We start from the raw sequence: 10,146 nt of genomic DNA, 5'->3' as shown, positions 1-10,146 counted from the left end.
GTAAAACTAAATCAATCTTTGAGGGCGCGCCAGGTGGCCACAGCTTTGCCGTCGCGTTCAGCCAATTCCTGGCGCGCGGCGGCCAGCTGGGCATCGCGTTCGGCCAAGGCTGCGGTCAAGGCTTCCCGCTGTTCTTCATATTCGACCTGAGCCTTGCGCAGCAGGTCCAATGCCGCGTGCGCCTCTTCCATCTGGACGTCGCGCTGGGCCAGCGCCGTATTCGCCACGTGCAGGTTGCCGCTATGTTCCGCCACGACTTCATGCAAGTGGGTAATCAAGGCATCACGTTCAGCAATCTGCTGGCGCGCGGAAGCGAGCTGGCTGTGCGACTGCGCTGCCTGGAAACGCTCGAGCTGGCGCGCGCCAAGCGCGGAAAAATAGTTGCGCAGCACATGCTGCTCCGCGCAGCCGGGGCGCAGCCACGGCAGCGCAGTGGTTTCGCCGGCGCCGCCAATGCACAGGACGCCCAGCCCGTGCGAATGCACGAACTCATGGTGGGCGGCATAGCGTTGCTGCAGTTCTTCCCACAGCTTCCAGACCCCGAAACCGCGCTCGCGCACATTGATGTCATGGAACAGCACGATCGCACCCGGCGCCAACTTCGGCAGCCAGGTCTCGAAATCGTGCTTGACCGCCTCGTAGGTGTGCAGCCCGTCGATGTGCAGCAAGTCAATCGACGCATCGGAGAAATAGTTGACCGCATCGTCGAAAGTCATGCGCAGCAGGCGCGAGAAGCCGGCGTAATGGGCCTGGTTATGCAGCGACACCTGCTCGAACACATCGCCGCCGTAATTGCCCGCGTGCTCGTCCCCCTGCCAGGTATCGACCGCATAGCACTTGACGCCAATATTGTCTTCGCGTGCAGCCTGGCAAAACGCGAAGTAGGAATTGCCCGAGTGCGTGCCCAGTTCCACATACAGTGACGGACGCAACTGCTTCATCAGCCAGGCGGCAAACGGCAGGTGGCCACACCAGCCATCGGGGGCTTGCAGGGAGACCGGGGTGAAGTTCGCGGCCTGCAGCAGGCCTTCTTTAAAGTCATTCATGGACAGCCAACGTTTCAAGTTTAATATTTTGCATCGGGATGCCGATCAGCCCGCCCGCCACGCTGGTGGACTCGGATTTGAAGCTGACGGCATCATGCACCCAGTGGTGCTGCACGTGATCGTGCTGTGATCCGTTGGCAATTGCCACCGTAATCGAATACTGGCCGGCGGCCAGGCGCGGCATCTGGAACGCGAAATCTGCCGCCAGGAACTGACCGCCATCGCAAGCGACCGGCGCATCCATGCTGGTCAGCCAGGTATTGTCGCCGAACAGGTTCTGGCCCAGCTTGTCTTTCACGTAGAAACCGATGATCGGCGAATCAAGGGCGCTATGGGCCTGCGCCTCGACGCGCAGGACCACGTTTTCGCCGCCGACGATCCAGGCCAGCGGCTGCCCTTGCGCGTCGAGGAAGCGCACCGCTGTGATCTGCGCCTCGCCTTTGCCGAACGACGGCGCGTCGGGGTCGAAGGCAAAGAGCTCAAGGTCGTTGCGCAAGTTGCTGGCGTTGATGAAGTCGCGCCGCTGGTCCTGCGCTGCCGCCGCCATTCCAGTGCCGGCGGACTTGATGCGCGTTGAAGTGCTCTTGCCTTGCTGTGCCTCGTAGAACGCTTCCAGGTAGTGTTCGCACACCTCCTTCGGCGCGCCCTGCTCCAGCATGCGTCCCTGTTCAATCCAGATCGCATAGTTGCACAGGCTGCGCACTGCGGCCGTGTCGTGGCTGACAAACAGCACGGTGCCGGTCTTCATGAAATTGCGCAGGAAGCGCATGCATTTTTGCGTAAAGAAGGCATCGCCGACAGCCAGCGCCTCGTCGATCACCAGAATGTCGGCATCGACGTGGGCAATGACGGCAAAAGCCAGGCGCACCATCATGCCGCTGGAATAGGTCTTGACCGGACGGTCGACGAAATCGCCGATATCGGCAAAGGCTACAATGTCCTGGTAGCGGGCGTCGACTTCTTCTTTCCGCAGGCCCAGTACGGTGGCATTCATGTACACGTTCTCGCGTCCGGTGAACTCCGGGTTGAAGCCGGCCCCCAGTTCCAGCAGGGCGGCAACGCGGCCACGGGTCTCCACCTTGCCGCCACTTGCGTTCAGCGTGCCGCAAATCATCTGCAACAGGGTCGACTTGCCGCAGCCGTTACGACCGATAATGCCGACCGTCTGGCCTTTCCTGATTTCGAACGAGACATCATTGACTGCCCAGAACTCGCGGTAATACCGGGCGGGAGCCTGGCCAAGCGCGCGCTGAAGGCGCGGCAACACCGACTGCTTCAGGCGGTCGCGCGGTTGCTCATAGATTTGATAGCATTTGCTAAGGTTGCTGACCGCAATGGCAATTTCAGCTGGTCCCGGGGCTGGCACGCTCTGGCCCGCGTCGACGGCACGGCCCTGCGCGCCCGCTGCAGCAACGACATTAATTTCCGAATTCATGCTACCACTTACACAAAAAACATCATGGGCGCTGGCCGTCACGGGGGCGCGAACAAAGAATAATCTTCTATTTTAGCATTTCAACAGCCCGCCCAGACTCCCGGGCGATCCCAACCGTGCTAGCAGTTCCATGCCCCTGGCGGCTGGCCTGCCCGCAAATAGTGCGCGAACGGATCGGTGTTCTCTGCAACCGTTCCCTGCTGTTCGCGATAAAGCTCAGGGCGAAAGCCTGGATGCGGCATGTGCAAGTCAATGCCGCTTGCCCATGCGCGCACATAACGACGGACCTGGGCCTCCAATGTGCCGGCTTCGCCCGGCATGCTGGCCAATGCAGGTTGGAACATGCCGGATTCGACTATCGTGCGGGTGTCGGCCCGCTCTTGCTCGATGCGCTGCGCAGCGCAGAGCGCGAGCTGCTCGAGGCTTGCAATGTAGCGCTCCATGTTGAAATAGCTTGCCGCCGCCGCCTGGCTGCGCGCGGCTACGTGCCCGCGCAAGGCCGCATCGTTGGCCAGCGCCACGACCTTGCTGGCCATCATCGAGGTGTCGAGGTAGTCGGCGACGCAATATTCGCGCAACCCACTCTCGGCCAGGAAGTCTGCAATGCCGGTGGTGCGGTCGAAGCACAGTACCGGCAAGCGGCTCGCCAAGGCGTCGATGGCCACGTTCGGCAGCGGATCAAGGCGCGAAGAGAGCAACATGATGTCGGCTTCTTCGTAGGCGGTTTCAATCGCAATGGTCTCGTCGATGAAGACCAGTTGCTGCTCCAGGCCGGCGCGCCGGACCTGGTCGGCCAGATACACCGAGTACGCCACATCCTGGTCCGGCTGGTAACCCTTGCCGATCCATACGAACCGGCAATTCCCGCCTCCGGGCAAGCGCGCCACCCGCGCCGCGCATTCGATAAACAGTTCGACCCCTTTGCGCAGCTGCACAAACCCCACGCCCAGCACCAGGGTCGCATCCCTTGCCTCGGGCGGCCGCATTTGCCGACGCAAGGCATCCTGCTCGCTCGCCAGTGCCGCCTGCTCCAGCCCCGTCTCGGGCAGCCGGCAGGGCCCCTGGGGCAAGATCCGGGCACTCCGCCGCGGCAGGTCGGGATATTCAGCATACGCATTTTCCATGGTGACCTTGGCGGAAAACACTATCTCCGTCGACCAGAGCAAGGCATTGCGAAAGGCGCCGTGCGGCCGCGTATAGGAAGCGAATTCATGCACCAGACCGATGGTCGGCACAAAGGCCTCTGCCAGCGGCTCGAACATCAGCCCGGAGACAATGCTGTTGACCAATGCAAACTTGAAACGATAACGCTGGCATAGCTGCGTCACCAGGTTGCGCGCCAGCAAGTTGCTGAGGCGCGCAGCCGGCAGTAGCGCGACCGCGGCGCCTGAGCGGCGGAAGGCATCGACCAGCGGTCCATCGCCCAGCAGGACCGCCACCACGTTGTAGCGCTCAAGCAGGGATTGCACAAGGTTCAAGCCGAGGATAGGCGCGCCGGTACGCGACGCTTCGTGGCAAACGACCAGCACGGTTTCGCGGTCCGCCTGCCAGCGGCCTTCCGACAAGTCCAGCGCCGGCAAGGTATAGGCGCGCTGCTCATGCCGGCCGAAATGAAGATAATGGGCTATGCCATCAATTGCCGGGTCGGCCAGGTCAAGGTGCAATTTGCGGTAAAGCTCAGGATCAAAGTCGGCAGGCAACTGGGCCAGCGCGTCCTTTTGCGCCTGGGCCGGATCCGGCGGCGCGATCGCCCGCCCCTCGGCCGAGCCATGCTGCAGATAGTGCCGGACCGGGTCGACCCCTGCCGCCTGCAAATCGGGATGCAACTGCAAATACAGTGCGCCATCAAAGCCGGCGGGCAATTCCTCCAGCGCCAGGGTGGGCTCTTCCTCGGTCGGGGCGGGCGCCAGCTGGTATGGCCGTCCTTCGGCGCGGCCGTGCAGCAGGAAATGCTCGATCGGGTCGCTGCCGGCTGCCTGCACATCGGGGTTCAATTCCAGGTAGAGCCGGCTGTCGAAGCCTGGCGGCAAGGCCTCCTGGATCAGGTGCACCAGCAGCGGCGACTTCGCAGGCTCATCAGTGATGGCGGGAGGCGCCGCAAAGCTGCGCCCCTCATGTCGGCCGTATAGCAAATAATGCGCGGCCGGTGCAATGCCGGCCGCCCGGACATCGTGGTTCAACTCCAGATAGCGCTCGCCGTCAAAGCCGGGCGGCAAGTCGGATAGTGCCGGCGGCGCTGGTTTTGCGCGGCCAAGCAGCGTGCCAAGCCGCAACGCCGCCAGCCCCTGCACCAAGCGCTTGCTCGCCGGTTTCATCGCAGCCTAGCGCCGGACGCTCATGCGAAATGCTCCGCGTCGGCCAGCAGCTTGCCTGCCTGATCCTTGGCTGAGAGCGCCGGAGCCCCCTCGAACGGCCAGGCTATTCCGACGGTAGGGTCATTCCATGCCAGGCTGCGCTCAAATTCGGGATACCAGAAGTCAGTCGTCTTATACAGGAACTCGGCATTTTCGGACAACACCACGAAGCCGTGCGCAAAACCTTCCGGTATCCACAGCATGCGCTTGTTCTCGGCTGACAGTTCCACGCCGACATATTGGCCAAAGGTCGGCGAGCTGCGCCGCAAATCGACCGCGACATCGTATACCACGCCATGGGTCACGCGCACCAGCTTCCCCTGCGGATGCTGGATCTGGTAATGCAAGCCACGCAGCACCGTGCGCGCGGAGCGGCTATGGTTGTCCTGCACGAAGGTGACTTCACGCCCGATCGCCTGGTTGAATGCGCGCTGGTTGAAACTCTCATAGAAGAAACCGCGTTCGTCCCCAAACACCTTGGGTTCGATCAGCACAACATCGGGAATGCTCATGCGGGTGGCGTTCATCAATACACCTTTTCTTGCAAAATGCGCAACAAGTACTGGCCGTAGCCATTCTTGGCCAGCGGGCGCGCGAGTTTTTCCAGTTGCGCGGCATCGATCCAGTCCTGGCGGAAGGAGATTTCCTCAGGGCAGGCGACTTTCAGGCCTTGGCGATTCTCCAGCGTCGCGATGAACTGGCCGGCCTCCAGCAGCGATTCGTGGGTGCCGGTGTCAAGCCAGGCATAGCCGCGGCCCATGATTTCGACATTGAGCTTGCCCTGTTCGAGGTACAGGCGGTTCAGGTCGGTAATTTCCAGTTCGCCACGTGCTGACGGCTTCAGGCTCTTGGCCAGCTCAGCGACTTGATTATCGTAGAAATACAGGCCTGTCACCGCATAGTTCGATTTGGGCTTGGCGGGCTTTTCTTCCAGCGACAGCACGCGCCGCTGGGCGTCGAACTCGGCCACGCCATAACGTTCCGGGTCCTGCACATGGTACGCGAAGACGCTGGCGCCTTCAGTACGGGCCATGGCATTGCCCAGCAGGTCCTGGAACTCGTGGCCATAGAAGATGTTATCTCCCAGCACCAGCGCCGACTGATTGTCGCCAATAAAGCGCTCACCGATGATAAAGGCCTGGGCCAGACCGTCCGGCGATTCCTGTACCGCATACTCGAGGTTCAAGCCCCATTGCTCGCCATTGCCAAGCAACTGCTGGAAGCGCGGCGTATCCTGCGGCGTTGAAATGATCAAGATATCGCGGATTCCGGCAAGCATCAGGGTGCTGAGCGGATAGTAAATCATCGGTTTGTCGAACACCGGCAGCAGTTGCTTGCTGATTGCCAAGGTGGCTGGATGGAGGCGAGTGCCGGAGCCGCCGGCGAGGATAATGCCTTTGCGTTTCATACGGTTTTCCGTTCAGGAGATTTGTTCAATGAGGCGGTCGACATGGATCTTCCAGTCTGGCAGCTGCAGGCCGAGGGCGGCGGCAAGCTTGCCGGTGTCAAGCCTTGAATTTTTCGGCCGCGCGGCCGGCAGCGGATAAGCTTCGGTCGGTATTGGATGGATCTGTGCCGGTTCAACCTTGAATGCGGCACCGCGCGCCTTGGCGCTTGCGATCGCGTAGCTGGCCAGGCCGTGCCAGCTGGTAGCGCCCGAGGCGGCAAGGTGGTAGATGCCGCCAGCCAGTTCGCCGCGGCGGTAGGCGGCCAGAGCCAGGGCAGTGACGTCGGCTATCAGCTCGGCCGAGGTCGGGGCGCCAACTTGGTCAGCGACTACATTCAGGCTATCGCGTTCGCCGGCCAGGCGCAGCATGGTCTTGATGAAGTTGCCGCCATGGGCAGAGAACACCCAGCTCGTACGGAACACCAGCGCCTTGCAGCCGCTGGCAAGGATCGCTTCTTCGCCGGCGCGCTTGCTGCGGCCATAGGCGCTTTGCGGTGCGGTGGCATCGTCTTCCACATAAGGCTGTGCCTTCGTGCCGTCGAACACGTAGTCGGTCGAGTAATGCATCAGCAAGGCGCCATTGTCACGCGCATATTCGGCCATCGCACCAACCGCAACGGCATTGACAGCCATGGCCCCGGCTTCGTCAGCTTCGGCGCGGTCGACCGCAGTGTAGGCCGAAGCGTTGACAATCACGTCGGCAGCCTGGCTTGCCAATACCCGCTTTACTGCAGCGAGATCACCCAGGTCCAGGCCGTCACGGCCCAGCGCCACCAGTTCGCCTAGCGGCAGCAGGGTACGCTGCAGTTCGCGGCCGACCTGGCCGTTCTTACCGATCAGCAGGATTTTCATGCGTATTGCTTCTCAACCCAGTTGCGGTAGTTGCCGCTGGTGACGTTCTGGACCCAGCCCGTATTGTCCAGGTACCACTGCACCGTCTTGCGGATGCCGGTCTCAAAGGTTTCGGCCGGCTTCCAGCCCAGCTCGCGCTCCAGCTTGCTGGCATCGATCGCATAGCGCTTGTCGTGGCCGGGACGGTCCTTGACGAAGGTAATCTGCGTCTTGTACGACTGCCCATCGGCGCGCGGCTTCAACTGGTCAAGGATTTCGCACAGGGTGTGAACTACCTCCAGGTTGGCTTTCTCATTCCAGCCGCCGACATTGTAGGTTTCGCCCAGCGCGCCGGCTTCCAGCACGCGGCGGATGGCGCTGCAGTGGTCCTTGACGTAGAGCCAGTCGCGGATCTGCTGGCCGTCGCCGTATATCGGCAGCGCCTTGCCAGCCAGTGCGTTGTGGATCACCAGCGGAATCAGTTTTTCCGGGAAGTGGTATGGCCCGTAGTTGTTCGAGCAGTTCGTGGTCAGCACTGGCAAGCCGTAGGTATGGTGGTAGGCCCGCACCAGATGGTCGCTGGCTGCCTTGCTGGCCGAATACGGGCTGTTCGGCTCGTAACGATTGGTTTCCGTAAAGGCAGGATCGTCCTTGCCCAGCGAGCCGTACACTTCGTCCGTCGAAACGTGCAGGAAACGGAAATTGGTCTTTTCCTCGCCGTCCAGACCGCTCCAATAGGCGCGCACGGCCTCCAGCAGGTGGAAAGTGCCGACAATATTAGTCTGGATGAAAGCTTCTGGGCCGTGAATCGAGCGGTCGACGTGGCTTTCGGCAGCAAAATTCACCACCGCACGCGGCTTATGCTCGGCCAGCAGGCGCGCCACCAGGGCGCTGTCACCGATGTCACCTTTTACGAAGACATGGCGTGCATCGCCTTCAAGCGATGCCAGCGTTTCGCGGTTGCCTGCGTAAGTCAGGATGTCCAGGTTGACCAGGGATTCATCCGATTGTTTCACCCAGTCCAGCACAAAATTGGCCCCGATAAAGCCTGCACCACCCGTTACTAAGATCATCGTGACTTCCTCTAAAACAAGTTATCAATAAACTTCTACCACTCAGGTAAATGTTGATTTTACCGCATCTGAACAGGGCTAACGCCTCGGTTTCGATTCATCCACAACAACTGAAACACAAGTTACATTCGGCCCCGGCTGGCTATTCAGGCCTGGCCACGCGCCGCATCAGGACGCGCAGATACACTGTGGAGCGGAAGAATTTCGCGGCACTTTGCACATGCCACCACATGAAACGCAACTGCCGGTGGCTGTCGCGCTGGGCCTGATGAATTACACGAGCGCGCTTGCATACCACGATATGGCAGCCTGCCAGGCGTGCACGGGCCCCAAATTCGACATCCTCAAAGTACAGGAAATAGTCATCATTGAAGCCGCCCAGCTGTTGATAGATCGCGCGCGGCACCATCACGAACATGCCCGCGACCCAGTCCGGCTGCAGGGTGTCGCTGTCCTGCCGCAGGGCGTCCGGCAGGATCGGGCGCCCCAGCAAACGGCAGACCAGGCGCTTGAAAAGGCCGTACGGTGTCGGGAAATTGCGCGCGCTGTCCTCGACCTGGCCGTCGGCATCGACAATCACCGGGGCACAGATATTGAGACTGTCCCGCTGAGCCAACTCCAGCAGCGGGCCGAAGGGGTCTTCCGGCAACTCGATATCGGGATTAAGGATGACGAAATAGTCGCCTGCGCTTTCAAGGAAGGCCGCGTTGTGGTTGGCGCCAAAACCCTTGGGCGTCGGATTCTGAATCAGCCGTACCGGGTAAGGCAGGGTCGCCAGCAGCGCCGGCTCCGGCTCCGGAACATTCAGCGTCAGGATGACTTCAAAATCGCTCCGATCCAACCGCGCCAGGTGCTGCAACAGGATCGCCACATGGGCATGGTGACCGTGACTGACGATCGAGAGGGTTAATTTCTTATGCATATATTCAGCGTACCCGGCCGGCGCGGGGACGCCGGCTGGCGCCCTGTCCGGGCACTAGCGGGTTTTCATGCCAGTATTGTTCAACCGGCAGCGACCGGGTTTTGCTTGCGCCATTCCAGCCAGGCGGAAAACTCGGCACCGATTTCATCGTGGTGCGCCCCCAGATCGACAGTGGCTTGCAAAAAGCCTAGTTTACTGCCGCAGTCATAACGCGCGCCTTTATAACGATAGGCAAATACCTTTTCGCGGCGCAAAAGATTGGCAATGCCGTCGGTCAGCTGGATTTCGCCGCCAACGCCGCGCGGAAGATTCTCCAGCTCCTTGAAAATCCCTGGCGTCAAGATATAGCGCCCGGCAACTGCGAGCGTGCTTGGCGCCGTCTCTGGAGTTGGCTTTTCCACAATCCCAGTCACATTCACGATGTCTTGCGCGACGTCTTCGGCACTCACGATCCCGTAGCGCTTGGTGTCTTCCCGCGGTACGTTTTGTACGGCGAGGATGCTTGCCCGCCATTCGCCAAACTGTTCAACCATCTGCGCCATGATCGAAGGCTTGCCGACCATCAGATCGTCGGCAAGGAGCACCGCAAACGGCTCATGGCCGACGAGTTCCTTGGCGCACAAGACAGCGTGGCCGAGTCCCAAGGCGCGGGGCTGGCGCACGTAAGTGCACACCATATCCTCCGGCGCGATGCTGCGCGCCGTATTCAGCAGCTCGGTTTTGCCCGCCAGCTCAAGCTCGTTTTCCAACTCGTAGGCCGTGTCAAAGTGGTCTTCCACGCTGCGTTTGGTACGGCCAGTCACAAAAATCATGTGACGAATCCCGGCGGCGTAGGCCTCCTCCACGGCATACTGGATCAGCGGCTTGTCGACGACCGGCAACATTTCCTTGGCAGATGCCTTGGTAGCGGGAAGAAAGCGGGTTCCCAGCCCCGCAATTGGAAAGACAGCTTTTTTGATTTGATTCATTACTGGTACCTAATAATCAATTGCTAGCAGGCATTAAAATTGGGCAATATTCTAACATTGAGAAACCTGC

Annotated in this window: 9 protein-coding genes; all 9 read right to left on the bottom strand. The window is 60.8% G+C overall.

The window, feature by feature from the left end; genetic code table 11:
• Positions 1 to 11 precede the first annotated feature (11 nt).
• Positions 12 to 1,046: a class I SAM-dependent methyltransferase gene (locus tag ACN9MW_RS05190; RefSeq protein ID WP_426168234.1), complete on the bottom strand. Its 1,035-nt coding sequence runs from the start codon at positions 1,044 to 1,046 to the stop codon at positions 12 to 14.
• A complete protein-coding gene (locus ACN9MW_RS05185) occupies positions 1,039 to 2,481 on the bottom strand; it encodes an ABC transporter ATP-binding protein (protein ID WP_426168231.1) in 1,443 nt (480 codons plus the stop codon). The genes ACN9MW_RS05190 and ACN9MW_RS05185 overlap by 8 nt, the downstream gene beginning before the upstream one ends.
• Before the next feature lie 119 nt (positions 2,482 to 2,600).
• On the bottom strand, positions 2,601 to 4,796 hold the full coding sequence (locus ACN9MW_RS05180; protein WP_426168228.1) for a glycosyltransferase: 2,196 nt from the start codon (positions 4,794 to 4,796) through the stop codon (positions 2,601 to 2,603).
• A 20-nt stretch (positions 4,797 to 4,816) separates the two neighbouring features.
• Complete coding sequence (gene rfbC, locus ACN9MW_RS05175; RefSeq protein ID WP_426168226.1) at positions 4,817 to 5,362, bottom strand: dTDP-4-dehydrorhamnose 3,5-epimerase; 546 nt, start codon at positions 5,360 to 5,362, stop codon at positions 4,817 to 4,819.
• Positions 5,362 to 6,243 (bottom strand): glucose-1-phosphate thymidylyltransferase RfbA, encoded by an 882-nt coding sequence (gene rfbA / locus ACN9MW_RS05170; protein ID WP_426168223.1) that lies wholly within the window; start codon positions 6,241 to 6,243, stop codon positions 5,362 to 5,364. Before rfbA ends, rfbC begins: the two co-directional genes overlap by 1 nt.
• A gap of 12 nt (positions 6,244 to 6,255) precedes the next feature.
• Entirely contained in the window at positions 6,256 to 7,134 is an 879-nt protein-coding gene (rfbD, locus tag ACN9MW_RS05165) for a dTDP-4-dehydrorhamnose reductase (protein ID WP_426168220.1), read from the bottom strand.
• Positions 7,131 to 8,186 carry a dTDP-glucose 4,6-dehydratase gene (gene rfbB / locus ACN9MW_RS05160; RefSeq protein ID WP_426168217.1) on the bottom strand — a complete coding sequence of 352 codons (1,056 nt, stop codon included), beginning with the start codon at positions 8,184 to 8,186 and terminating at the stop codon, positions 7,131 to 7,133. The genes rfbD and rfbB overlap by 4 nt, the downstream gene beginning before the upstream one ends.
• Before the next feature lie 142 nt (positions 8,187 to 8,328).
• Positions 8,329 to 9,108: a glycosyltransferase family 2 protein gene (locus tag ACN9MW_RS05155; RefSeq protein WP_426168215.1), complete on the bottom strand. Its 780-nt coding sequence runs from the start codon at positions 9,106 to 9,108 to the stop codon at positions 8,329 to 8,331.
• Positions 9,109 to 9,188: 80 nt separating this feature from the next.
• Positions 9,189 to 10,076: a UTP--glucose-1-phosphate uridylyltransferase GalU gene (galU, locus tag ACN9MW_RS05150; RefSeq protein ID WP_426168212.1), complete on the bottom strand. Its 888-nt coding sequence runs from the start codon at positions 10,074 to 10,076 to the stop codon at positions 9,189 to 9,191.
• Positions 10,077 to 10,146 lie beyond the last annotated feature (70 nt).

The sequence above is a fragment of the Pseudoduganella sp. R-34 genome (assembly GCF_049904655.1).
Classification (GTDB): Bacteria; Pseudomonadota; Gammaproteobacteria; order Burkholderiales; family Burkholderiaceae_D; genus Rugamonas.
The sequence above is the reverse complement of the archived record's forward strand: the minus strand, read 5'-3'. Positions and strand labels throughout refer to the sequence as shown.

What these genes read in the sequence shown, in the direction of transcription:
- rfbA (WP_426168223.1), bottom strand. Translation starts at nt 6,243, where the DNA reads ATGAAACGCAAAGGCATTATCCTCGCCGGCGGCTCCGGCACTCGCCTC.
- ACN9MW_RS05155 (WP_426168215.1), bottom strand. Translation starts at nt 9,108, where the DNA reads ATGCATAAGAAATTAACCCTCTCGATCGTCAGTCACGGTCACCATGCC.
- ACN9MW_RS05190 (WP_426168234.1), bottom strand. Translation starts at nt 1,046, where the DNA reads ATGAATGACTTTAAAGAAGGCCTGCTGCAGGCCGCGAACTTCACCCCG.
- rfbD (WP_426168220.1), bottom strand. Translation starts at nt 7,134, where the DNA reads ATGAAAATCCTGCTGATCGGTAAGAACGGCCAGGTCGGCCGCGAACTG.
- rfbC (WP_426168226.1), bottom strand. Translation starts at nt 5,362, where the DNA reads ATGAACGCCACCCGCATGAGCATTCCCGATGTTGTGCTGATCGAACCC.
- ACN9MW_RS05180 (WP_426168228.1), bottom strand. Translation starts at nt 4,796, where the DNA reads ATGAAACCGGCGAGCAAGCGCTTGGTGCAGGGGCTGGCGGCGTTGCGG.
- ACN9MW_RS05185 (WP_426168231.1), bottom strand. Translation starts at nt 2,481, where the DNA reads ATGAATTCGGAAATTAATGTCGTTGCTGCAGCGGGCGCGCAGGGCCGT.
- galU (WP_426168212.1), bottom strand. Translation starts at nt 10,076, where the DNA reads ATGAATCAAATCAAAAAAGCTGTCTTTCCAATTGCGGGGCTGGGAACC.
- rfbB (WP_426168217.1), bottom strand. Translation starts at nt 8,186, where the DNA reads ATGATCTTAGTAACGGGTGGTGCAGGCTTTATCGGGGCCAATTTTGTG.